General features: G+C 34.9%; 20 protein-coding genes and 1 pseudogene. 16 read left to right on the top strand and 5 right to left on the bottom strand.

The window, feature by feature from the left end:
- Positions 1-94: 94 nt before the first annotated feature.
- Entirely contained in the window at positions 95-1585 is a 1491-nt protein-coding gene (locus tag ACNC7R_RS11235; protein WP_417941179.1) for a TolC family protein, read from the top strand.
- Positions 1586-1765: 180 nt separating this feature from the next.
- On the opposite strand, the gene ACNC7R_RS11230 is transcribed toward ACNC7R_RS11235, so the two are convergent.
- From ACNC7R_RS11230 to ACNC7R_RS11210, 5 genes are all read right to left on the bottom strand, one after another.
- On the bottom strand, positions 1766-3589 hold the full coding sequence (locus ACNC7R_RS11230; RefSeq protein WP_417941178.1) for an alkaline phosphatase: 1824 nt from the start codon (positions 3587-3589) through the stop codon (positions 1766-1768).
- Between the two features lie 283 nt (positions 3590-3872).
- Entirely contained in the window at positions 3873-4838 is a 966-nt protein-coding gene (locus ACNC7R_RS11225) for a purple acid phosphatase family protein (RefSeq protein WP_417941177.1), read from the bottom strand.
- A 68-nt stretch (positions 4839-4906) separates the two neighbouring features.
- Positions 4907-6649 (bottom strand): RagB/SusD family nutrient uptake outer membrane protein, encoded by a 1743-nt coding sequence (locus tag ACNC7R_RS11220; protein ID WP_417941176.1) that lies wholly within the window; start codon positions 6647-6649, stop codon positions 4907-4909.
- 16 nt (positions 6650-6665) lie between these two features.
- Complete coding sequence (locus ACNC7R_RS11215; RefSeq protein WP_417941175.1) at positions 6666-9635, bottom strand: SusC/RagA family TonB-linked outer membrane protein; 2970 nt, start codon at positions 9633-9635, stop codon at positions 6666-6668.
- Between the two features lie 179 nt (positions 9636-9814).
- Positions 9815-11662 carry a helix-turn-helix domain-containing protein gene (locus ACNC7R_RS11210; RefSeq protein WP_417941174.1) on the bottom strand — a complete coding sequence of 616 codons (1848 nt, stop codon included), beginning with the start codon at positions 11660-11662 and terminating at the stop codon, positions 9815-9817.
- Between the two features lie 458 nt (positions 11663-12120).
- On the opposite strand from ACNC7R_RS11210, the gene ACNC7R_RS11205 reads away from it, so the two are divergent.
- From ACNC7R_RS11205 to ACNC7R_RS11135, 15 genes and pseudogenes are all read left to right on the top strand, one after another.
- The gene (locus ACNC7R_RS11205) at positions 12121-12315 is read left to right on the top strand and encodes a hypothetical protein (RefSeq protein ID WP_417941173.1); all 195 of its coding nucleotides are present in this window, start codon (positions 12121-12123) and stop codon (positions 12313-12315) included.
- 110 nt (positions 12316-12425) lie between these two features.
- Positions 12426-13553, top strand: a complete 1128-nt coding sequence (locus ACNC7R_RS11200; RefSeq protein WP_417941172.1) for an NAD(P)/FAD-dependent oxidoreductase — start codon at positions 12426-12428, stop codon at positions 13551-13553.
- Entirely contained in the window at positions 13550-14263 is a 714-nt protein-coding gene (locus ACNC7R_RS11195) for a methyltransferase domain-containing protein (protein WP_417941171.1), read from the top strand. The genes ACNC7R_RS11200 and ACNC7R_RS11195 overlap by 4 nt, the downstream gene beginning before the upstream one ends.
- A complete protein-coding gene (locus ACNC7R_RS11190; RefSeq protein WP_417941170.1) occupies positions 14260-15312 on the top strand; it encodes a type III polyketide synthase in 1053 nt (350 codons plus the stop codon). The genes ACNC7R_RS11195 and ACNC7R_RS11190 overlap by 4 nt, the downstream gene beginning before the upstream one ends.
- Positions 15313-15336: 24 nt before the next feature.
- On the top strand, positions 15337-15774 hold the full coding sequence (locus tag ACNC7R_RS11185) for a 3-hydroxyacyl-ACP dehydratase FabZ family protein (protein ID WP_417941169.1): 438 nt from the start codon (positions 15337-15339) through the stop codon (positions 15772-15774).
- The gene (locus ACNC7R_RS11180; protein ID WP_417941168.1) at positions 15771-17054 is read left to right on the top strand and encodes a beta-ketoacyl-[acyl-carrier-protein] synthase family protein; all 1284 of its coding nucleotides are present in this window, start codon (positions 15771-15773) and stop codon (positions 17052-17054) included. The genes ACNC7R_RS11185 and ACNC7R_RS11180 overlap by 4 nt, the downstream gene beginning before the upstream one ends.
- Entirely contained in the window at positions 17047-17301 is a 255-nt protein-coding gene (locus ACNC7R_RS11175) for an acyl carrier protein (protein WP_417943167.1), read from the top strand. The genes ACNC7R_RS11180 and ACNC7R_RS11175 overlap by 8 nt, the downstream gene beginning before the upstream one ends.
- Positions 17298-17795, top strand: a complete 498-nt coding sequence (locus tag ACNC7R_RS11170; protein WP_417941167.1) for a 4'-phosphopantetheinyl transferase superfamily protein — start codon at positions 17298-17300, stop codon at positions 17793-17795. Before ACNC7R_RS11175 ends, ACNC7R_RS11170 begins: the two co-directional genes overlap by 4 nt.
- A 66-nt stretch (positions 17796-17861) precedes the next feature.
- Entirely contained in the window at positions 17862-19436 is a 1575-nt protein-coding gene (locus tag ACNC7R_RS11165; RefSeq protein WP_417941166.1) for a Na+/H+ antiporter, read from the top strand.
- Between the two features lie 366 nt (positions 19437-19802).
- Positions 19803-20248, top strand: a pseudogene (locus tag ACNC7R_RS11160) (SDR family NAD(P)-dependent oxidoreductase).
- 34 nt (positions 20249-20282) lie between these two features.
- Positions 20283-20435: a hypothetical protein gene (locus tag ACNC7R_RS11155; RefSeq protein ID WP_417941165.1), complete on the top strand. Its 153-nt coding sequence runs from the start codon at positions 20283-20285 to the stop codon at positions 20433-20435.
- Between the two features lie 252 nt (positions 20436-20687).
- The gene (kaiC, locus tag ACNC7R_RS11150; protein ID WP_417941164.1) at positions 20688-22370 is read left to right on the top strand and encodes a circadian clock protein KaiC; all 1683 of its coding nucleotides are present in this window, start codon (positions 20688-20690) and stop codon (positions 22368-22370) included.
- Positions 22371-22372: 2 nt separating this feature from the next.
- Positions 22373-22666, top strand: a complete 294-nt coding sequence (locus tag ACNC7R_RS11145; RefSeq protein ID WP_223678337.1) for a circadian clock KaiB family protein — start codon at positions 22373-22375, stop codon at positions 22664-22666.
- A 3-nt stretch (positions 22667-22669) separates the two neighbouring features.
- Positions 22670-22969 (top strand): circadian clock KaiB family protein, encoded by a 300-nt coding sequence (locus ACNC7R_RS11140; RefSeq protein WP_417941163.1) that lies wholly within the window; start codon positions 22670-22672, stop codon positions 22967-22969.
- 3 nt (positions 22970-22972) lie between these two features.
- Positions 22973-24226 carry a sensor histidine kinase gene (locus tag ACNC7R_RS11135; RefSeq protein ID WP_417941162.1) on the top strand — a complete coding sequence of 418 codons (1254 nt, stop codon included), beginning with the start codon at positions 22973-22975 and terminating at the stop codon, positions 24224-24226.
- Positions 24227-24230 lie beyond the last annotated feature (4 nt).

Genomic DNA, 24230 nt, shown 5'->3' with positions numbered 1-24230 from the left:
GGCGTGGAAAGGCTTTTTTGTAAAGGAAAAATCTATGTTTCTATGTGTTAAAATAAAATTTTAGACAAAAGATTGAACATAATAAACTTAAACAATGAAAGACATATTAAATCAATATAAAAATGCTCATGTGCAGTTTCTAAGGACAACTAAAAGTGCTGTTGTAATAACTGGTATTTTACTTTTGACAGCTTGTTCTGCACCAAAAGTCAGCACTAAATTAGACGCTGCAAAACTTCCTGAAAATTTTGATGCACAACGAAAAGAAGTGGTCAAGGCTGATTTTATTCCATTAAAAACAGAAACATTTTTTAAAGATCAGAAATTAGAGGAATTACTAAAAAAAGCCATTGCCAAGAATCCTGATTATTTAATCATGCAGCAAAGAATTTTAATTGCCAATTCATATTTAAAAGTAGCAAAACTGGCGCTTCTGCCCTCTTTAGATCTTGTTGCAGATGTTTCCGGAACACATTTCGGAAAATATACTATGGAAGGTGTTGGAAACTTTGATACCAATTTTTCTCAGAATATTACCGAAAAACAAAAAATAAATGAAAAGCTTTCACCAAACTATTTTTTAGGTGGAAAAGTTTCCTGGGAAGCTGATATCTGGGGAAAACTGAGCAATCGTAAAAAAGCAGCACAGCAAAGATATTTTGCTTCTCAGCAGGGAATTCGTTTGCTGCAAACTCGCCTTTTGGGAGATATCGCCGACTTGTATTTCAAACTGATTGCTTTAGACAAACAAGCGGCGATTTACGATAAAAACTTAAAAACGCAGGAAAGAGCACTTGATATTGTTTCAGCACAAAGATCGGTTGGAAAAGCGACAGAACTTGCTGTACAACAGTTTGATGCGCAAAACAATAATATTCACGCAGAAGCTTCCGAATTGAAACTGAGCATCGATCAGACTGAAAAAGCTTTGTTAACTCTTTTAGGTGAATATGGCGGAAAAATTGACAGAAGCAGCGATTTCTTATCTGGACATTTAGACGTTTTAAATCAAAAAGTAAGCGTAGATTCTATTATTCATAAAAGACCTGATGTTTCTGAGGCTTACTTCGAATTACTAGCGAGTAATGCAGATGCAAAATCGGCTCGGGCGGCCTTTTTTCCAACTGTAAATCTTGGAGGCTATGCAGGTTTCAATTCGTTTTCTTTCAACACGCTTTTTGATGCGGGATCTTTCGCATGGCAATTATTGGGGGAGCTGACAGCCCCGGTTTTCAATAAAGGTGAGATTAAACAGGAATTTTATGTTTCAAACAAAAGACAGGAAATTTCCTTTCTTCAATATCAAAAAACAGTAACAACAGCTTTTAACGAATTAAGTGCTTTATTGCACCGAAACGAAGCCTATGAAGAGGTTTTGAAATACAAAATGAATGAAATTGATCATCTGGAAATTGCTGTAAATGTCTCAAATGATTTGTATCTAAGCGGTTATGCTAATTATCTGGAAATTATTAATGCGCAGCAAAACAAACTGCAGGCAGAACTTGACTTTGTCAATATTCAATTAAAAAATGCCGAGTCTCAGGTTTTATTGTATAAAGCCTTAGGAGGTGGAATCAACTGATTATTTAGCTACTTGCTGCAGTTAAAAGTTCTTCATTTTAATATACTGCCCCAAAAAGGTTAGCACTATTTTGGGGCAGTTTAAAATTTCAGGATAATATATAAATTAACTGACAAGAAGAAAAGCTATTTCAACTGTTGATCATTTAAATCCAATTCGCTATTCAAATTATTACAAAATTCACATTTGACCAAGCAACTCCATAATCTTATCGTAAATGGCCGTATTTTGATACACCCCTCTAAAATTATCAGCACCAGGACCATAGGCAAAAACCGGAACTGATATAGCTGTGTGATCATTTGTACTGAAATTTCCGTGAACATAGCCTTTTTCAATACTTCCATCAATTAGGGATAATCCACCTGTTTCGTGATCAGCTGTGACAATCAGCAATGTCTCCGGATTTTTATCGACATATTCCATTGCTTTTCCAACTAACTGATCAAAATCGAGCATTTCACGAACAATATATTCTACATTATTCTGATGTCCTCCATAATCGATCTGTGCACCTTCGGCCATAATAAAAAACGGATTCTTTGTTTTTGAAAAAGTATTGGTGGCTTTGATGAATGATTTTGCTAAAAAATCTCCTCTCCCATCTTTAACAGAAACTACTGCCGAATCATCCAGAACTACCATTTTATTGTTTTTGATGGTATCCAGACTGCCAAAGTTATCCGAAAAAGAATAGCCTCTTTCAATTAACGTTTTGGATAAATCTTTGCCATCTTTTCGGTTTTTAAATTCTTTCAGTCCGCCACCAATTAAGATATCACAGTTGTTGCTTAAAAAATCATTGGCTATCGGTTCGTTATAACTTCTTTCTGGCTGATGAGCGTAAAAAGCGGCCGGGGTTGCATCTGTAATGTTTCCTGCAGAAATGATAGCGGTTTTATACTTTTTCTTAGCTAATTGCTGTGTAATTGCTTCTAACGGCTTTCCGTTTTCATCTACACTAATGAACCGGTTATTTGTTTTACTTCCGGTTGCCATAGCAGTAGCTCCTGCAGCTGAATCGGTAATGTAACTGTCTGATGATTTAGTAATTGAAAGTCCCTGCGTTGGAATATTAAAAAGGCTTAACTGGCCTTTATTGGCTGTATAACCTGCATAAATTTGTGCCAGTCCCATTCCATCACCAATAAGAAGAATCACATTTTTTGGTTTTTTCGTAGTGAAAGCCTTCTTGTTTTTGGGTATATAAGCATCATGAAATACTGTATTCTGATAAAAATTTGCTTTAATTTTATTTATAAATTCAGCTAATTTACCAACATCATCCGTACCAATAAAATCCACTTTTAAATTCATTAGGGTCATCCAGGTGTTAACATTATCCTGTGTGGCCCAAAATCTGATTTTTTTATGCAGATCGTGTACTTTTTTAATTGCGGACTGCACCTTTTGTAAATCTGCCTGTGTCAGAACACCTTTGCCATTCCATAAAGTAATCTCTTTTAAGTCAGTACTAATCATTTCAATGCGGGATAACTCTTCGGCATTGTAATTTTCATTCAGTCTTCCGTCAAAATGAATAAATTGCGGATAAGTCATCCAATTTGATGGTGAAGGCCTGTTTCCAGAAATAACAATTTTGATATTTTCATTAGAGATGATAGTAGGAAATATATTTAACTGCTGTACAATTGCTTTTAGCGTAACATCAGCTTCAGATTTAATGTCTATCATCAAAATCAAAGGTTTATTATCAGGATATGCTTTACCTTCTAAGTTTTTTACTTTAGATGAAAGCGGTTCAAGATATACACTTTTCAGGGTATTTTGCAGCTTAATTTCTTTTGAAGTATGAGCAACAAAAAGTTCATTATTAACTAAAAAAACATCCGCTTCGATAACACCAGCTTCATTGGAATAGGCTTCGTAAAAAGGCAATGATCTGGCATAATCATTATGAGAATGAATATTTGTAGAATTGTATTCCTGGGCTTGAGCAAGCAGGAAGATTTGGAGGCAAAAAAGAGTTATTATTTTTTTCATTAAAATAGAAATTATTCCTTTGGGAGACTGTATTTAACCTGCCAAGAATTTTATTATTCACTATTTGCAACGTTAATGTATTGCTAATAAGTTTTATATTCTACAGCTGCAAACTCTGGGAAAAGTCTGCAGTGTAGAAATAAAAAATAAAAAACAACACTAAACTAACGATCATCAGTCTGTAAAGTGATTTGACCAGACTGTTTTTGATATTTTATAAGATTGTTTTGAATTGATTTGGTAAAAATTCACACAGCAAAAAATGATTTTTTTTAAGGATACTTTACTTTTTTATTTCGGTATTATAGATGACCTCGCCACGTTCATTGACAGCCTGTACATACAACGTGTCGGCTAAGACAGAAAACACCATAAAACCATATTCGGAAGCAGCAAGTTTGCTAAAAGGCAAACGATCAATTGGAGTAACTTCTGAAGCTGATCCTGAAACGAAATAATGGGTCTTTCCTTCTGGCTGCATATGCTGTAAATCATGATCATGCCCTGCGATGTAAGCATCTATCTGATATTTATCAAAAAGTGATTTTAGTGATTTTCGTACGGCTTTGGTATCATAGCTCTCTCTTCTTTTTAAGGTCGCTGTAAACAATGGATGATGTCCAACGACTAACTTCCATTTTACGGTTTTGGGAGCATCAGTAATGGTTTTGATTAGCCATTTTTTTTGTGTAGTCGAATCCTTTGAAGTGAGATTTTTTGAATACACTTCATTTTTGTAAAATTCAGGAATTAAGGCATTGGTGTCTATAAATGCAATCAGTACCTGCTGGTTGGAGTCACCATTTATATTAAAGGTTTTACTGTAATAACGGGCGGGCATGTTCCATCGACGGCTTATTTTTGAATAGGCAACCTGTGCATCTGCATTTCCTGCATAATCGTGATTTCCTAATACCGGATACCAATTCCAGTGCAATGAAAAGTCAGTATAAATGTCTTCAAAAGAAGATTTCCATTGCGGATCATGTTCACTGGCTACTCCCACCGGATAAAAATTATCACCCGTAGAAATTATGAAATCCCGGTTTATGGCTGCTGCCGTTTTACCCATTTGTTTCGCTACCGGAATCTGATGGTCTTCGCCAAATCTTCCCCAGTCTCCCATTACAATAAAGTTTAGCGCATTAGAGTATTTTTTCACACTGTTTTCTGTAGTTTGGGCAAAAGCGAAATGTAAGGAAAGTGCACAGATAAAAAGTAGTACTCTTTTTTTTTGTAAAGTTTGCATTTTGATTGTTTAATAATTTGAAATTGAAGGCTGCTTAAAATTGCAGCCTCCAAATATCATTAACCGAATTAGTATCCGTCATTTTGTATTAGATAACCAGGAACATTTGATGCACCGTCAATTGCCGACTGAGGAATTGGAAACAATCTGTGTTTTACATCTGTATCTGTTTTTTCAGTCCATTTGTCTTCATAATGACCAAAACGAATCTGAGTTGTTCTTCTCAAACCTTCCCAGTAAAACTCAAAACCGTATTCTCTGTATAAAATATCCAGGTTGATTGCCGGAAGCGCTGCAGGAATTGGTGCACGGGCAGTTCTTGAAGTTCTTACTGTATTCATATCAGCCAAAGCACCTGCATTATCACCTTTTCTTAATTTAGCCTCAGCGCGCATCATAAAAATTTCAGCATATCTAAGCAACACCATATCTACACTGCTGAAAGTATTTCCATCAGGAGAAGTATGACTGAATTGGTATTTAGACACTCTATATCCAGCAGCATGTGCACTACCTTCTTTAGTAAAATCAACTTTCAGGGTAAGATTCACATAGCCTACATTTTTGTCAGGTCCATTTCCTTTTATCTGTTTAACAGGATAAATTCTGTAACCTGCGTCGCATTTAAAAAAAGCGCCATTAGCATCTTTTCTTGCAGCCCAAGGAATACCTCTCAGGATTCCTCTGTCAATTTCAAAGTCTTCTGCTTTTACACAATAGTAATGATCCTGATCGTTTAATGGTGTAAATCCAGTAAGATCTTTTAAATTTGCAGGAACCTTAGCGTTATCTTTATAAAATCTTGAATCAGCATCGGCAGGATCGACATTACCATAAGCATTTACCCATGTTTGATAAAAATCTGATGTTATAGCCGGTCCATCTGTTCCGTCTACATCTATTGATTCAGGTCTGGGAAACATGGATCCTGGTATTGACCAATATGCCCAACGATTGTGCTCATCTTTTAAAACACCACGCTGATCTATTGCAAAAATTAATTCTTTATTTGAATTATTAGCATCATCAAACAAATCAAAATATTCAGGAGACAAGCTGAATTTACCTGAGTTTATAATGTTATCTGTATATTTAATAACCTTATCCATATCAGCTGCAGTAAATGTAGGCGTACCGTAAGGATCACGGTAAACAGAAGCATTTAAATATAATCTGGAAAGAAGTCCCCAAACTGCAGCCTGTGTCATTCTGCCTGGTCCTCTTGTCGTATTAATTACATCAGCAACTGACAATAACTCACTTTCTATATAAGAAACAGCATCTTGCCCTCTAAGTATTTCTGAAGTACTGGCTGATGACTCTTTTTTAAATACAAGACCCCAGCTGTCTAATGTCTGCATATTTAAATAAGCTCTTAAAGCTTTCATCTCGTAAAGCGCTCCTTGCGCTTCTGTATTTCCTCCTTCTGCAAGAGGAGTCAATACTTCAATAGCAGATAAAGTTCTAGAGATATTTTTAGTAAGAGCATTCCAGGTACTTGTAACCAAGTCATTAGTTGCTGTCGTTGTATGCGCATGTACTGCTAAATATTTACCTCCATCATACCAGTCTGTTCCTCCTCTGTAAGGTAAAATACCTTCGTCACTGGCAATTAATTGTAAACCAAAATTGTTTGTGTGATACCATGTTGCTTTTAATTGTCCATAAGCGGGTGCAATTGCACCGCTAATTGCTTCTGCTTTTCCTGCCCCGTTTAAGGATTCATCAAGCACTTTTTCTTCTAAGTCAGTACAGCTCCAGGTAAATAATAAACCAAATGCAAGAGTTGCTACTATTATTTTATTTTTCATGTTTTGTTATTTTTGATTAAAATGCCGCGTTTAGGCCAAATGAAATGGTTCTGCTTTTTGGGTAACTGAAGTAATCGATTCCAAAAGACTGAATTTCGCCTACCGAAGTTCCTGTATTAATTTCAGGATCATAACCACTGTATTTTGTGATTAGAAATAAGTTTTGTCCTGTTACAGAAAAACGTATGTTATCCAATACATTATCAAGTCCAATTAATTTGGGACTCAAATTATAGCCCAGTGTTGCATTATTTAATCTTAAGAAACTGCCGTCTTCTAAATATCTGGTAGAAACGGTATTAGAATTAGTAATTGCTTCATTTAAATATTGTGAAGCTCTGTCTGTAGTGTTAAAAGAATTGGCAAGCTGGCCTCTGTTGAATGAAGTCATGGCAACATGATTGTAAATTTTATTACCGCCAGTACCATTAAAATTCAATCCTAAATCAAAACTCTTATATTTAAAATTCAAATAAAAGGCATATATATAATCCGGTAATGCACTTCCTGCAACAATACGATCATCGTCCTTAATCGTACCATCTGGGTTTGTATCTGCAAATTGATTCCTGCCATCGGCACCAATTCCTGTAAATTCATACATATAAAAAGAACCTATAGGATGTCCGTTTAACACCCCGTTTATGGTTGCTCCTGTTTGTCCGCTTCCTTGCGCTGCTCCTGTTGTCAATATTTTATAAGGAGAATTTTCTACTTCATTTTCGGTAAATGATATATTACCACCAATACTATAAGAAAAATCTTTACTTTTATCACTACTGTAATCTAATGCCAGTTCAATACCGTTGTTCTTGATCTTCATATTCGGAATATTCGTCCAATACTTTGATGCAGGCTGGATAGGGTCTACAGGTGCTACTTCTAATATAATATTATCTGAAATTTTGTTAAAATAATCAACAGTACCTGATAACCTATTATTGAATAAACTAAAATCTAATCCTATATTGGTTTGTGTTGAAACCTCCCATTGAAGATTTGGATTCGCTAAACGAGTATAGATTGAACCATAAGGATAATCACTTACACTTGTTGTAGATGCATCTAATGGATAAGTATCATATCCACTGTTACTTTCTGTATAACTTGTTTTGGTTTGTTTAGAAGGAATCTCCTGGACACCAGTCTGTCCCCAGCTTGCTCTTAGTTTAAGATTGTTAACTATTTCAGAGTCTTTAAAAAAATCTTCTTTCGTTATATTCCAACCCAATGCTACAGATGGAAAGTATGCATATTTGTTGTTTGATCCAAATTTAGTAGACCCATCGGCACGCATGGTTGCGGTAAGCAGATATTTGTTTTCATAGCCATAATTTACTCTTCCGAAGAAAGACTGAAGCTCATTTTCTGTAGCGGATGAAGACTTGGTTGTAAGCTCAGTTGCTGCACCGATTTGATTTTTTGGTTCAACCCCATTATCCGGAAATCCCTTGAAGTTATAATTCTTTTGATTTAACTGGACTTTCTGATAAGACTGACCTGCTAAAACTGTAAAGCTATGAGCCTTTATATCAAAATTATACGTTAATGTGTTTTCATAAAGAACATTATTATTGGTAGTGACAATATTGTTCAAAGTACTAATCGTAGTATTGGTAGCTGAAGTATATGGTAAAACCTGAATGTCTCTTTCAGACATAGAATAATCAACGCCAAGATTAAATTTATAAGTTAATCCTTTTATAATTTCGTAAGAGGGTGAAATGTTAGCCAAAATACGATTGTTATTCGTTTCATCTGAGTAAATTCTCTCACTGATTAAAGGATTCAAAACATCATTACTTAAATTAACATTTGGCTGTCCATCAATAGTAATAGCATCTGTAGGATTCATTGTAAGCATATTGCTCACAGTACTACTGGTATTTGGTCTTGAATTATCAAGTTTGGTAGCTGTCATATTAAAAGTAACATTAAACTTATCGTTAAGTGCCTTTTGATTTAAATTGAAACGTCCCGAGTAGCGTTTTAAATCACTATTTCTATAAATACCTTCCTGATTATCTACACCAACTGATCCTGCATACGTTGACTTATCTGTCCCTCCGCTCATCGATAAATTTATATTTTGAGTAATACCGGTTCTGGTTAATTCATCCTGCCAGTCTGTATTTGCACCACCGTCTTTCAGTATTCCGTTTACAGCAGCAACCTGTTTTCTAAATTCATCAGCACTAAATACATCTATTTTATTGGCCAATGTTGAAAATCCGGTCGTCAGATTAAGGTTAATCTGAGTTCTGCCTTTTGATCCTTTTTTAGTTGTAATCACAATTACTCCATTTGCAGCTCTTGAACCGTAAATAGCTGCTGCAGAAGCATCTTTAAGAACATCAATACTTTCAATATCCTTTGGATTGATAAAGTTTAATGGATTTGATGCAACACCATTATTCGTATTATCCAAGGCAAATCCATCTACTACATAAAGCGGTGTCGTTCCTGAACGCAAACTTCCCACTCCACGAATAATGATATCTTGTGAAGCTCCAGGTTCACCACTTGCTGATGTTACATTAACTCCGGAAATTTTACCCTGAATTAATTGTCCTGCATTAGACACTACCCCTTTGTTAAAGTTTTCACTTTTTAAAGAACCGATAGCTCCGGTCACATCAGATCTTTTCTGAGAACCATACCCTACCACTACTACTTCGTTTAAAGTACTCACTTCTTCTGTCATGGATACAGTCAATTTTTGAGTGCCTGAATAAGCAACTTCTTTGGTTTTAAACCCAACATAAGAGAAAACTAAAATACCTTCATTTTGCTGTACTTTAATTTTAAAGTTTCCGTCAAAATCTGTTGTAACGGCTCCTTTCGGTTCTCCTTTAATATACACAGAGACTCCTGGAACAGGATTCTTTTCAAGATCAGAAACGACAATTCCTGACACTGATTCCTGCGAGTATGAATGCGACATACATCCTAAGGCAAGAATTAAAAATGCATAAATTTTTTTCATTTAATTAAGTTATTTTATGTTTCGCCAAAAGTATCGGAACGATCTTGCTAACAGGAGGATTTTTGTTTTCCAAAAGCGGACTTTTAATTCAATTTAGAGGAGAATAAACATTATAAAAGGGGTGTTTTTGTTCCTTAACATTGTGCTAACTTTTTACAAATCCAGGCCTAACAATAATCTCAAACAGAATATTCTTTATACTGCTTTGGACTTTTTCCAAAATACTTTTTAAAAGAACGACCAAAGTATTTTGGGTCATTATAACCGCACTCAAAACTCACTTCAGATATGTTTAATTTCTTCGTTTTTAGCAAAACTTCGGCTTTTTGTAATCGCAGTGACATTAGTACATCAGAAGGTGACTGATGCAAAGTTTCCTTAAACAAACGATAGCATTTTACTCTTGAAATTCCTAATTGTTCTACAAGCATTTCCACATTAAAGGAAGGATTTTGTAATTCTTCTTTAATGATTTCTAAGGCTCTTTTAAAAAGTTTTTCATTTGAAGTAATAGGGTCATTCTCATCTGTCAGGATCTCAAATATTTTTTCCTGCATTTTATATTCTCTAAAAGACTCTTTATTTTGATTAATGAGACTGTCAATCTTCTTTCTGATAAAGGATGAACCTGCAGGCAATTTTATATGGGTTTCTATGCCCATTTCAAGTAATTGCTCATCCATTTCATAATTGATATGCTCTGAGATGTAAACAATAGGAATTTTTATATTCGGTTTTTGTCTTAAAAAACTAATGAGATCTTTTGTGAATGCTGCCTGATAAAAAACAAGTGCTGAAACCTCAGTTTGCTTAATTATCGCATTCAGATTAGAAACGCAATTTTCAAAAATCAGGTTATAGTTTTCGTTTTCCAACAACTGATTTGCTGCCGGATTATTATATGAATCTCCGAAAACCAAAAGATACTTTTTATCAGAAGAAAACTGATCCTGGGAATTAAAATTGTTCCAGGAAATGGTTTCTTTTATACTTATTTCCGAATTAATAATTTCTATTGGAATATGTAATGCAACTTTAAATTGTTCTTCTGAAGATGGCACAAGTTCACCTTTCAGATCCTGCAATAAAACCTGTAAAGCCTTAAAATACGGACTATAATTCAAAATATTGTTCCAATTGTTTTTTAAGATAACACTATCTGAAGCAATCTTAATTTTCAATACATTATTATCAAAAGCAACAACAACACTCAATGTACTACCATGATCCGAATATTTACAGAAATCATAAAAAAAATACTGCAATGATAATTTTAACCTTAGTAAATCTGTTTCAACAAGGAAGCAAGTGTTTTCTATTTCGCAATTAAAATTAACCTGATTCGTCTGTAGATCCTTTTTTAATTTTTTAACATTGTCTTTTAAGACAGGAAAAAGATCAACTACTGTTTTTTTTATGCCCCCAAGATCTTTAATATGTTCAAGGTAATTCCATTCTGATATGAGGTTCACCAGTTTTCCTGATTGAGAAAGCAAAGCCTTTCTAATCTCATTATCCTGCTTAAATGAACTGGAAATTTGAATTATTTTTGTTATGGGTACCTGAAACTCGGCGAGCATATAAGTCTTGAACTTTTCTATTTCAAAATTCGGGTTTTTAAAATTACTGTGAAGAATCAGTAGTTTTTCTTTCTGTTCTATTATCTCTCTGTTTTTCTGATCAAGTTCAGCATTAATTTCTTCAAGTTTTTTTTTCTGCTTTTCAATCACATCTGTACGTACTTTCACAAGTTCCTCAAGATACTTTTGCTGGCTGATTGACATTTTATTCTTTAAATAAACGATCGCAATATAAACGATCACTATGAATCCTGAGGAAAGTATATAAAACAATAGGGATTCGGAAAACGCTTCGTTAGCAATCCTGAGTCCGCCATCTTTATGACTTTCTATATCAACCATTGAATTATTAAAAAAAACCTGACTTGAGGTGAAATTTTGAAATTTGATGTGTTGTCCAAATGAATATAATGTGAAAATGTAAAATAAAAATTGTGTCCTGATCATTAACTTGTTTTTTAACTCACAAGGATACAATCGTTAGTTTATTTAAACATAAACCTGATGTTAAGTTAAAGCAGACTGAACTTTATGTTTTTATAAAAAAGACAATTTTTTCCATCTTTTATCAAGCCTTCTATAGTATTACATTTTTTGCTGAGACATTTTAAGTGTTTATTTATATTTTTTAGTAATCTTTGGTAATGAAAAAAGCTGCGCTGTTTTAATGATTCAAGGTTAAAATAATTAATTGAAGGATATTTATAATATTAGAAATGAGACTTTTAGTTTTATCTGTTAAATAGAAACAGTAATCATTTAAACAATTTAAAATACCTTCAATATTTTCTTAATGCCAATGAAGAACAGATTGCAGAGTACTATTTTATAACTTTTCAAAATGATTATATAAGTTAACCTGTCATATTTCAGATAATTTTATAAAAATTAAAAACATAAGAGTTATGAACACAAATAATCAAAATCCTAAGGGCAATAAAAATGGTGGTTCTGATCATCGCGTAGATACAAGAAAACATCAATATAAGAATCATGATGAAGTCTTAACTAACGATGAAAATTATGATCCGGAAACTCAAAAATTCAAAGGTGAAGCACCTGATTTTGATGATAAACTTCACAATGAAGAAAAAAAATAAAATATTAAAATGTCTCAATAACAATATTTTGAGACATTTTAATATTTCTGATGGAACACTGTGATGCAAAAGCGTTAGATTATATCCGTTTTATTTGCTAAATTAGATGTATGAAAATAAAACCAGATGTAATAATCATTGGCGGCGGTCTGGCAGGTTTGACAGCAGCTATACATCTTTCTAAAAAAGGATTAAAGGTAATCTTAATCGAAAAATCAGATAATCCCCGCCATAAAGTATGCGGCGAGTATATTTCTAATGAAGTCCTTCCCTATCTTCTTTGGCTAGACATAGACATTTTAAATTCGAATCCCCAACAGATTTCTTCTTTTGAGTTTACAACCCAAAACGGCAAAATAGCGAAAACAAAACTTCCACTGGGCGGATTTGGTATGAGCAGATATATGTTGGATAACATTTTATATAAAAAAGCTTTATCAAATGGCTGCATTATTTTAAAAGAAACGGTTACAGATATTTCTTTTGAAAATGATGAATTTTCAGTTACAACCTCCAGTCAGATTTTACATTCAAAATTAGTAGTAGGTGCATTTGGAAAACGCTCTAATATCGATCAGTTTTTAGAGCGGGATTTTATATCCAAAAAATCCCCCTGGCTGGCAGTTAAGGCTCATTATTCCGGCATCATTCCTAATAATCAGGTAGCGCTTCATAATTTTATCGGAGGTTATTGTGGTGTTTCAAAGGTGGAAAATGATATTGTAAACATCTGTTATCTTGCCGATTATGCTTCTTTTAAAAAATATAAAAATATAGAAGAGTATCAAAAAAATGTCCTTTATAAAAACAAACAGCTTAAATCTGTTTTTGAAAACAGTACACTCTTGTTTGATAAGCCTCTTACTATCAGCCAGATTTCTTTTGATAAAAAACGACCAGTAGAAGACCATGTTTTGATGATTGGCGATGCTGCAGGGCTTATTCATCCAATGTGCGGAAATGGTATGGCGATGGCGATACACAGCGCAAAAATAGCATCAGAATTAATACTTGAATATCATACAGGAACAATAACATCGAGAGCTATTTTAGAAAAAAAATATGTAACGCAATGGGAGGAAAATTTTGGAAGAAGATTAGCAATGGGAAGGATTTTGGCAAGTGCCTTAACCAATAAAACAATAACAAACATCTTCATGTCAGTCGTTGCCTCAATGCCTATATTATTAACCCTAATAATCAAACAGACACACGGAAAACCAATAGCAGTTAAATGACCATAAATACAAAATACAGAACACAGAAAGCCGAAATAATGGATGATTTTTCGCTCCATGGAAGTGAACTTCGTGCTGCTCTTGATCAGATTGCCCGTATTAATCAATTGCTTGGAGGTAATCAGGTTACATTGGACGGAATAAAAAAAATAATAAAAAAAATTGCTATTTCCCAGACCATCGTAATTGCTGATGTAGGATGCGGTAATGGCGATATGCTAAGAATGCTGGCTGATTATGGATCAAAAAACAATCTTAAATTTAAGCTAATCGGAATAGATGCGAACTCTTTTACTGTAAATTATGCCAAAACATTATCTAACGATTACTCCAATATTGAATATTTGTGTCTGGATATTTTTAGCGAAGAATTTTCTACAATTAACTATGATATTGTACTATGCACCCTCACGCTTCACCATTTTACGAACGAACAAATATTAAATATAATTACTACCTTTAATAATAACGCAGCCATTGGTATTGTTATCAATGATTTGCATCGCAGTAAATTGGCTTACAGGCTTTTTAAATTGATTTGTATCGTTTTTAGTCTGGGCAAAATGTCGCGTGAAGATGGTCTGGTATCTATTTTAAGAGGATTTCGAAAAAATGAACTGGAAGCATTTTCCAAAAAACTGAATTTAAAAAACTATACGATAAATTGGAAATGGGCTTTCCGCTACCAATGGATAATTACAAAAATATGAGTGTCAAAATAATAACTGTTGTTAAACAACTCCCGCAATATTCAAGAACTACAGAAGAAATACTTCCGCTTTTGGATGGCTGGCTGATGGGTCATGAAGATCGATTTATAAAAAAAGTTAAAAAAATATTTGAAGGTGCTGCTGTAAACAAACGCTATTCAATAATGGATCCGCTTGAGGTTTTTACAGCCACCTCTTTTGAAGATAAAAATGATATTTACAGTCGGGAAATGATTGTTTTGGGCGAAAAAGTTTTAGAAAAAGCGCTCGCTAAGGCAAGCTGGGATCCGCAAAGCGTTGACTATATTATTACTGTAAGCTGCACTGGTATCATGATTCCTTCTTTAGATGCGTATCTGATCAATAAGATGAATCTCAGGCAGGACATCGTGCGTTTGCCTGTTACAGAAATGGGTTGCGCTGCAGGAATTTCTGGTATTATATATGCCAAAAACTTTCTGAAGGCTAATCCGGGAAAACGTGCTGTAGTGATAGCGGCTGAGTCACCTACTGCAACATTTCAGCTTAATGATTTTTCGATGCCGAATATTGTAAGTGCTGCTATTTTTGGTGATGGTGTGGCCTGCTGTCTTTTGTCATCTAATGAAGAAGATAATGGTCCAGAAATACGCGATGAGCAAATGTATCATTTTTATGATGCAGAACACATGATGGGATTTAAGCTTACCAATACCGGTTTACAAATGATCTTGGATATTGAAGTTCCGGATACGATTGCCGCTCACTTTGGTGATATTATCCATCCCTTTCTGAAAAAAAATCATTTAGAAATAAAAGATATTGATCATATGATATTTCATCCGGGAGGAAAAAAAATTGTCAATACAGTTGAATCTCTTTTTGCAGACCTCGATAAAAATATTGACCACACAAAAGAAGTATTAAAACAATACGGAAACATGTCTAGTGCTACCGTCCTGTATGTTTTGGAAAGAATTATGGATAGTAATCCAAAGTCGGGAGAAAAAGGACTAATGCTTAGCTTTGGTCCTGGATTTTCTGCTCAAAGAGTATTGTTGCAATGGTAAAAATTATCAGATAAAAACAAAATGATGAACCTGAACGAAATTATAGAAAAATTACCTTACACAGAACCTTTTCTGTTTGTAGATGAACTGCTTCATGTCGATGAAAACAGCATTTCAGGAACTTATACTTTTAAAGAAGACCTAGACTTTTATAAAGGTCATTTTAAAGGAAATCCAGTAACGCCTGGTGTAATCCTGACAGAAACTATGGCTCAGATTGGCATGGTTTGCCTTGGAATCTATCTGTTAGGTGATGCCTTTAACAAGGAAACGGTCATTGCTTTCACTTCTGCCGATATGCAGTTTTTAAAAGCTGTATATCCTAATGAAAAAATTACGGTAACGGCTCAAAAAACATTTTTCAGGTTTGGAAAATTAAAATGTGAGGCAGTAATGAAAAATGAAGCCGGACAGGATGTTTGCAAAGGAATTTTAGCCGGTATGATAACGACAAAATTATGAGTAAACGGGTTGTAATAACAGGTCTTGGTGTAGCAGCTCCAAATGGTGTTGGAATTCCTGCGTTTACCTCTGCCTTAAAAAATGGAGTTTCAGGAATAAGACATGATACACAATTGCAGGAACTTCAATTTTCCTGTCAGATTGCAGGTAAGCCTGAAATCACCGATGAACTAAAATCACAATACTTTACTGATCTTGAACTACGCGGATTTAATAGTACTGGTATTTTGTATGGTGTCGTTGCAGGTATGGAAGCCTGGAAAAATGCAGGATTACCCTTAGAAATTAAAAGCGAACCGGATTGGGACAGCGGAACTATTTTTGGATCCGGAACTTCCGGAATTGATAAATTTCGCGAAAGCATTTATAAAATAGATGAATTACAAACCCGAAAATTAGGAAGTACCGTCGTTGCTCAGACTATGAATAGTGGCATAAGTGCTTATCTTGGCGGTAAACTAGGATTAGGGAATCAGGTGACCACAAATTCATCAGCCTGCTCAACTGGTACCGAAGCGATTATAATGGCTTATGACCGAATAAAATCAGGACAGGCAAAACGGATATTAGCAGGAAGTACAGGCGACAGCGGTCCGTATATTTGGGCTGGATTTGATGCGCTTCGTGTGTGCAGCTCAAAATATAATGACAACCCTGAACTTGGTTCCCGCCCTATGAGTGCAACGGCTGCAGGATTTGTACCGGGCAGTGGCGCAGGCGCGTTACTTATTGAAGATCTGGATACTGCTTTAAAACGTGGTGCTACTATTTATGCTGAAATTTTAGGCGGAAATGTAAATTCAGGAGGTCAGCGCGGAACCGGAAGCATGACGGCTCCAAACAGTACTGCAGTACAGCGATGTATTACGGATGCTATTCGTAATTCGGGAATTTCACCAGCAGATGTTGAGGCGATCAATGGTCATTTAACAGCTACTACAAAGGATAGTTTTGAAATAGAAAACTGGACAAAAGCATTAAAAAGAAGCGGAAATGATTTTCCTTACATAAATTCACTAAAAAGCATGACCGGTCACTGTCTAAGCGCTGCCGGTAGTATTGAAAGTGTCGCTTCAGTTCTACAGATTTATGAAGGTTTTTTATTTGGAAACACCAATTGTGAGGATCTTCACCCCGAAATTACCGCACTTATTGATCCTTCAAAAGTGCTTTATAAAACATTTGATATTGATCTGAATATTATCGCTAAAGCCAGTTTTGGTTTTGGTGATGTAAATGCCTGTGTACTATTTAAAAAATATAAAAATGAATATGAATAAAGAAGAACTTATTGCCAAATTAAAAGTCATTATCAAGCCTTATACGACTAATACTGATGCGTATGATAATCTCACTGAGAATACCGATTTTATAAAAGATCTTGAAATCAATTCGGCTAATCTTGTCGATATTGTATTGGATATAGAGGAAAATTTCGACATTGTGATTGATAATACCGATATGGAGAGAATGCTGGATGTGAAAACGGCAGTAGAAATAATAGAAGCCAAATTAGCTGCAAAATGATTGGAAATGACGTGATAGATATACTACAGTCACGTCAGGAAAGCAACTGGCAGCGCAAAGGGTTTCTGGAAAAGCTGTTCACGGCAGAAGAACAGTTTGATATACTGCAAGATTCTAATCCTGAAACTATGGTATGGCTGTTTTGGAGCATGAAAGAAGCGGCATATAAAATCTACAACCGTGAGACAAAAAGAAGAGAATATATTCCGAAGAAACTGATTTGTAAAATCGTTTCTAAAAATAAGAATTGTATTAGCGGTCAGGTTAGCTGTGGTAAAACTGTTTATCACACCAAAACCACAGTTTCAGATGACACTATACATACGATTGCGGTTAGCTGCTGTTGTGATTTAAACAATGTAATTGAAATTGATAAAACAGAAATATTTAAAGATCAATATGGAATTCCTTATTTAAGTGATATTGGAAAATTAACTAAGGATGTGTCAGTTAGTAATCATGGGAGGTTTGAAAAAATAGTCACTCTTATTTGAATTAGCTAAATTTAATTATGAGCTTTAAATAAAAATATTTTTTTATAACTGAATAGAAACTAAAAAATGCTTGAGAATTTTCCTTTTTACCTTGGCCTGTTAATCGTTATTTTACTGCTGATTATGCTGGCTAATAAAATAAAAGTAGCGTATCCTGTTTTATTGGTATTAGCCGGATTGGTGATTAGTTTTGTTCCGGGTTTACCTGTTATAAATATAGATCCGGAACTTATTTTTTTTATTTTCTTACCTCCATTATTATATGAAGCGGCCTGGACGGTTTCGTGGAAAGAGATGTGGCGATGGAGAAGAATTATTACAAGTTTTGCTTTTGTAGTTGTGTTTTTATCGGCACTTTCAGTAGCATTGGTAGCCAATTATTTTATTCCGGGATTTTCAATGGCATTAGGTTTTGTTTTGGGAGGAATTGTATCTCCACCAGACGCTGTAAGTGCAGGTGCTATTTTGAAATTTGTAAAAGTGCCTAAAGCCTTATCTTCTATCTTGGAAGGCGAAAGTTTATTGAATGACGCCTCTTCTTTGATAATTTTCAGATTTGCAATGATTGCTGTAGCAACAGAACAATTTATATTTTCTAACGCAGCGAAAACTTTTAGCTGGATGATTATCGGTGGCGTGTCAATTGGTGTCTTTATCGGATGGCTTTTTATGAAAGCTCATAAATATTTGCCTACAGATGCCAATGTCGATATAGTTTTATCTTTACTGACACCTTACATTATATATCTGGCTGCTGAAGAAGTACATTGTTCAGGTGTTTTGGCTGTAGTGAGCGGAGGTTTACTTTTATCTAACAACAGACATCGTTTTCTTAACAGCAAATCCCGCCTGCGTGGTGTGAATGTTTGGGAAAGTTTCTGTTTTATTCTGAACGGATTTGTTTTTATGCTCATTGGATTAGATTTACCACAAATTACAAACGGCCTTGAAGATGTCAGCCTCCCATCGGCAATTGGTTATAGTGTATTAATAACGCTGGTTTTGATCGTAAGTCGAATACTTTCCTCTTACGGCGCTGTTGTGATAACTTTAATAGCACGCAACTTTATTACTGTAGCGGACACAAGAAATCCTGGTATGAAAATACCTTTTATACTCGGCTGGACCGGTATGAGAGGCGTTGTTTCACTGGCTTCGGCTCTATCAATCCCTGTCTATCTGAATAACGGAAACGGTTTTCCACAGCGAAACCTTATTTTGTTTATCACTTTCGTTGTGATTCTTCTGACTTTACTAATTCAGGGACTAACATTACCTTATTTTATTAAAAAAATTAAGCTTACAGATGTCTATGATCCAACAGTCCGAGATGAAGCGTACAATCAATTAAGACAAGAATTAGCACAATATGCTCTTCATTATTTAAAAACAAATTACAACGATCAGTTACACTCTAACACTCCCTTACAGTATCTTATCAAGAGATGGGAACAGCATAGTAAAGGAGTAGATGATGAATCTATTGGGACTGATCTTAAAGTTATTTACCTCGATTTGTTGCACAAACAAAGAGAATGGCTTGTGAATAAAAACAAAGAGAATCAGACTTTGGACGAATCAATAATCAGAAGACAAATGCATTATCTGGATATTGAGGAAGAGAAATTAAGATACATTTGAGTTTGGTGAGATGATCTTTAATTAATTCTGAATTAGCGATAGTAAGCCAGACATTTAGTATAATTTTTTAAATACATACAAATAGTCTAGATATACAGACTATTAAATCTTAGCCCTGATTATAAATGAATACCAGTGAGTATTAATTGTTGTTTGTCATGAGGAAACTTTTCTTGAAAAAATTAATGCTAATGACTGTATTTATAGGTTTTAAGTATTGTTTTTTAGGGATGCAAAAAAATATTTTCAAAAATAAATCATAAAAACACAATGCGGAGATGCAATTTTACCTCTTAAACTCGATGTAAACAATCGCGATGATTCGTTTTCCCTTGTACAGAAAGTACGCATCAGCATTTCGGTAAAATAGATTTTCTGATTAATAATGCGGGGTACGCTTTAAACGGAGCTGTGAATGAAGCCACTGAAATTGAAACCAGAGCGCAATTTGAAACCAATTTCTTTGATACATTTGTCTTACACAAGCGGTTTTGCCGATTATGAGAAATCAAAAAAAAGGGCATATTATTCGGGTTTCTTCTATTTTAGGAATTGCTACTCTACCCGTTTTAGGATTTTATAATGCACCTAAATTTGCAGTTGAAGGGCGTACTGAAACACTGGCTTCGGAAGTGAAACAATTTGGCATCAACGTGTCTCTGGTTGAACCAAACGCTTATGTTACTGATATCTGGGATTACGGCTTCAACAGTAAAAGCATCGAAGCGTATAACGGACTGAAAAAGCTATTGCAGAAGGACATAATCCTGAATCTTTCGGAAAACAAGTCCTACGGTTCCGGCCATCATTAAACTGATTGAAGCTGAGAAACCTCGCCTGCGACTATTGCTAGGAAAAGTAGCATTACCATTCGCTAAACAAACCTATGAACAAAAACTAGCTACATGGAAAGAATGGGCTGACGTTTCTGTAGCGTCACACGGATACTGGTATTCTGATTTTAGGTTGACTGAACAGGGTATTTCTTTAAAGGAATAGTCCTGTTTTTTATTGATAAAAATGTAAGAAACTAAACTTCTCCAGAACTTCACAGCTTCTATTCACCATTATTCCTCTATAAACAGAATGCTAAATAACCTTGAAGTATTTCGTTTTTCTTTATAAATATATTCTTTTATATGTTAAATTTATTTAAAATGTTTGTATTTCAGCTCTATTGCTGTTAAATCTTTAATAATAATTAATTATAAATTCTGTAAGAAAACGTACATTTGAGAAAATACAATTAGTATGGCATACAAAAAAGCAAAAACACAGCAATTTATATTTCCTAAATGTCCTACGGGAATTGACGGATTAGATGAGATTACGAACGGAGGTTTACCTAAAGGCCGCCCGACCCTGATCTGTGGCGGAGCGGGCTGTGGAAAAACTTTATTATCAATGCAGTTCCTGATTAAAGGAATTACCGAATATAATGAACCCGGTGTCTTCATGTCTTTTGAAGAACCTTCTGACGATCTTACTTTAAATATGAAGTCGTTAGATTTTGATATTGAGAAACTTAAATTAGAAAAAAAACTCATCGTAGATCATGTTAGGGTTGAAAGATCAGAAATTGAAGAAGCAGGCGAATACGATCTGGATGGTTTATTTATCAGACTTGGTCACGCTATCGATTCTATCAAGGCAACAAGAGTAGTTCTGGATACCGTAGAATCATTATTTGGTGGTCTGGACAATCAGGCAATTCTTCGTGCCGAATTGAGACGTTTATTTCATTGGCTTAAAAACAAAGGAGTTACAACTTTAGTTACCGGAGAACGCGGCGAAGAAACATTGACACGTCAGGGACTCGAAGAATACGTTTCAGACTGTGTAATTGTTTTGGATCATCGGGTTATCGATCAGGTTTCCACCAGAAGACTCCGAATTGTAAAATACAGAGGCTCTACGCATGGAACCAACGAATATCCGTTTTTGATAGACGCAGATGGTATTTCAGTACTTCCCATCACTTCTTTAAAACTAGATAATGATGTTAGTTCTGATATCATTTCAACTGGGGTTCCGGGCTTAGACGAAATGTTTCATAGCGGCGGATTTTATCGTGGCAGTAATACTTTGATATCAGGAACTGCCGGAACTGCTAAAACGACTATAGCCTCATACTTTGCAAATGAACAATGTGAAAAGAACGAAAAAACAATCTATTTTGCATTTGAAGAATCGCCGCAACAGCTCATTCGGAACATGAAATCAATAGGTATTGACCTTGACAAGCATATCAAAAAAGGGACTTTGCAAATTCACTCTTCGCGCCCTTCGCTTAACGGACTCGAACTGCATTTGCTTACCCTTAGAAAACTGATTAAGGAATTTCAGCCTACCACCATCATTATTGACCCTATCAGTAATTTGATTACCGTAGGAAGCCGAGAGGAAGTGCGTTCCATGCTGGTCAGGCTCATCGATATGCTAAAGGCAAACAATATTACGGTCCTTTTTACGTCTTTAAATAAACAAACTGATAATTTGAAACCATATCTGGCTGAAGAATCTGTATCTTCAATGGTAGATACCTGGATTACGGTTCGGGATATGGAAGGAATAGGAGAAAGAAATCGTGGTGTATTTATCGTTAAAGCCAGAGGAATGGGACATTCTAATCAGGTAAGAGAGTTCATAATTACAAATGAAGGTATGGAATTGCTGGATGTTGAATTAGGTTCAAAAGGAATTCTTACTGGCAGTGAAAGACAATCGCATAAATTAAAGAAAACATTGTCTGATCTGAAACAACAAAATAAAATTAGCAGGAAAGACCGGGAAATTGAACGTAAGCGAAAAGTACTCGAAGCCAACATTGAAGCACTTAGAAATGAATTTGAATCGGCCGAAGAAGAATTAAGTGTTCTAAAAGCCACAGAAGAATTGTATAAAAAACTGACTTCGAAGAAAAAAAAGGAATAATTATGAAAAAAGAAGTAGCCGAATGGCAGTTATTGCTTTATGTAGCGGGTCAGACGCCAAAATCGATAAAGGCATTAGAGAATATAAAAAAATATGCCGAAGAATATTTGGCAGGCAAATACAGTATCGAAATTATCGATTTGCTTAAGAATCCGCAATTGGCCGAAGGAGATCAGATTTTGGCTGTGCCCACACTGGTAAGAAAATTTCCAGAACCCATTCGCAAGATTATTGGCGATCTTTCAAATGAAGAAAGAGTACTTGTAGGCCTTAATATCAAACCTCTAAAAGTATAAAAAATGGATAATTCAGCTGATGAAACTGCTTCATCCAGATATAGGTTTATACTTTTTGTTTCGGGTATGTCTGTTAAATCAGGACATGCTATTGAAAATTTACGCCAGATATGCGACCAATATCTTCTGAATGATTATGAACTGGAAATCATAGATATCAGCCGGAATACTGAACAGGCAATCGTACATCATATTGTAGCGATACCAACTTTAATAAAAACGCATCCTGCTCCAAGACGAATCATCCTGGGTGATTTGTCAGACAAGGAAAAGGTTTTGAAAATACTTAATTTAACTGAATAGCATTTGATAGAAAACGATAAAAATATAGATTCCTTATTAGCAGAAATTGAATCATTAAAAGAAAAACTTGATGAGTCAAACAGTATTATTGAAGCTATAAGAGAAGGAGGCGTTGATGCTCTTGTGGTTAATAACAATGGGATTCCACAGCTTTATTCCCTTGAAACAGCCGATTATACCTACAGACTTCTTATCGAAAATTTCAGGCAGGGAGCCTTGAGTATTACCAAAAACGGACTCATACTTTATTGCAACGATTATTTTGCTAAACTAGTCAATATTCCTTCAGAGCAGATCATCGGAAATTATATTCAGGAGTATTTTGATAATAGCGGACAGTTTACAACGCTTATCGAAGCTTTAAAATACGGCGTCAGCATGCATGAAATCCTTTTCAAAACCAATAGCCACCCTGCTACATTTCCGTCATATATTTCCCTGACAGATCTGGAACCTTCTGTTGAAGCCATTGGCATTGTAGTAATCGATCTGACTGAAAAGAAAAATCATGAAGAAACCTTAATCAAAAATCAGGAAATACTTGAGGGAAAAATCAACGAACTCAATCGCATCAACAGCAATCTTGAGGAATTTATTCACGTGATTTCGCACGATTTAAAAGAGCCGCTGCGCAAAATCCTCATGCACAACAGTAAAATTGACGGGAGTTACTTAACTGAAATTGATTCAAAATCAATGGATGTGATTAAATTATCCGTATTGCGTCTTAATTCACTGGTGGATGATTTGGTTAAATATTCATCGCATACCAAACAGGAAGAAAATTCAAAAGTTGATTTAAACACCCTAATTTCCGAGGTTATAGAAGACCTGGAAGTAAGTATCACCGACAAAAATGCCCACATTCAAATCGGGAAACTGCCTGTTTTAAAAGCTTCTGCAGTACAGATGCGCCAGCTTTTTGCTAATCTGATTTCGAATGCCATTAAATATTCTAAAACAGACATTCCGCCGGAGATAGAAATTTATGTGGTCGAAAATTTAGACGAGGATATACCAAATCAAAACCCTAAATTTGTAAGGATTCAGATTAAAGACAACGGGATCGGAATGGATTCTGGTCATTTGATTAAGATTTTTACCATATTCCAGCGCCTTCATGCCCGAAATGAATATTCAGGAAATGGGATAGGCCTGGCGATCTGTAAAAAGATTATGGAAAACCATTCCGGAACGATTACAGTTGAAAGCAAACTGAATGAAGGGACGACATTTACTATTTATTTTCCAATTTAATACA

This window comes from Flavobacterium adiutor, assembly GCF_048282555.1.
In the GTDB taxonomy this organism is placed as follows: domain Bacteria; phylum Bacteroidota; class Bacteroidia; order Flavobacteriales; family Flavobacteriaceae; genus Flavobacterium.
Note: the sequence above shows the minus strand (reverse complement) of the source record. Positions and strands in the feature narration are given on the sequence as shown.

What these genes read in the sequence shown, in the direction of transcription:
- ACNC7R_RS11235 (WP_417941179.1), top strand. Translation starts at nt 95, where the DNA reads ATGAAAGACATATTAAATCAATATAAAAATGCTCATGTGCAGTTTCTA.
- ACNC7R_RS11230 (WP_417941178.1), bottom strand. Translation starts at nt 3,589, where the DNA reads ATGAAAAAAATAATAACTCTTTTTTGCCTCCAAATCTTCCTGCTTGCT.
- ACNC7R_RS11225 (WP_417941177.1), bottom strand. Translation starts at nt 4,838, where the DNA reads ATGCAAACTTTACAAAAAAAAAGAGTACTACTTTTTATCTGTGCACTT.
- ACNC7R_RS11220 (WP_417941176.1), bottom strand. Translation starts at nt 6,649, where the DNA reads ATGAAAAATAAAATAATAGTAGCAACTCTTGCATTTGGTTTATTATTT.
- ACNC7R_RS11215 (WP_417941175.1), bottom strand. Translation starts at nt 9,635, where the DNA reads ATGAAAAAAATTTATGCATTTTTAATTCTTGCCTTAGGATGTATGTCG.
- ACNC7R_RS11210 (WP_417941174.1), bottom strand. Translation starts at nt 11,662, where the DNA reads ATGATCAGGACACAATTTTTATTTTACATTTTCACATTATATTCATTT.
- ACNC7R_RS11205 (WP_417941173.1), top strand. Translation starts at nt 12,121, where the DNA reads ATGAACACAAATAATCAAAATCCTAAGGGCAATAAAAATGGTGGTTCT.
- ACNC7R_RS11200 (WP_417941172.1), top strand. Translation starts at nt 12,426, where the DNA reads ATGAAAATAAAACCAGATGTAATAATCATTGGCGGCGGTCTGGCAGGT.
- ACNC7R_RS11195 (WP_417941171.1), top strand. Translation starts at nt 13,550, where the DNA reads ATGACCATAAATACAAAATACAGAACACAGAAAGCCGAAATAATGGAT.
- ACNC7R_RS11190 (WP_417941170.1), top strand. Translation starts at nt 14,260, where the DNA reads ATGAGTGTCAAAATAATAACTGTTGTTAAACAACTCCCGCAATATTCA.
- ACNC7R_RS11185 (WP_417941169.1), top strand. Translation starts at nt 15,337, where the DNA reads ATGAACCTGAACGAAATTATAGAAAAATTACCTTACACAGAACCTTTT.
- ACNC7R_RS11180 (WP_417941168.1), top strand. Translation starts at nt 15,771, where the DNA reads ATGAGTAAACGGGTTGTAATAACAGGTCTTGGTGTAGCAGCTCCAAAT.
- ACNC7R_RS11175 (WP_417943167.1), top strand. Translation starts at nt 17,047, where the DNA reads ATGAATAAAGAAGAACTTATTGCCAAATTAAAAGTCATTATCAAGCCT.
- ACNC7R_RS11170 (WP_417941167.1), top strand. Translation starts at nt 17,298, where the DNA reads ATGATTGGAAATGACGTGATAGATATACTACAGTCACGTCAGGAAAGC.
- ACNC7R_RS11165 (WP_417941166.1), top strand. Translation starts at nt 17,862, where the DNA reads ATGCTTGAGAATTTTCCTTTTTACCTTGGCCTGTTAATCGTTATTTTA.
- kaiC (WP_417941164.1), top strand. Translation starts at nt 20,688, where the DNA reads ATGGCATACAAAAAAGCAAAAACACAGCAATTTATATTTCCTAAATGT.
- ACNC7R_RS11145 (WP_223678337.1), top strand. Translation starts at nt 22,373, where the DNA reads ATGAAAAAAGAAGTAGCCGAATGGCAGTTATTGCTTTATGTAGCGGGT.
- ACNC7R_RS11140 (WP_417941163.1), top strand. Translation starts at nt 22,670, where the DNA reads ATGGATAATTCAGCTGATGAAACTGCTTCATCCAGATATAGGTTTATA.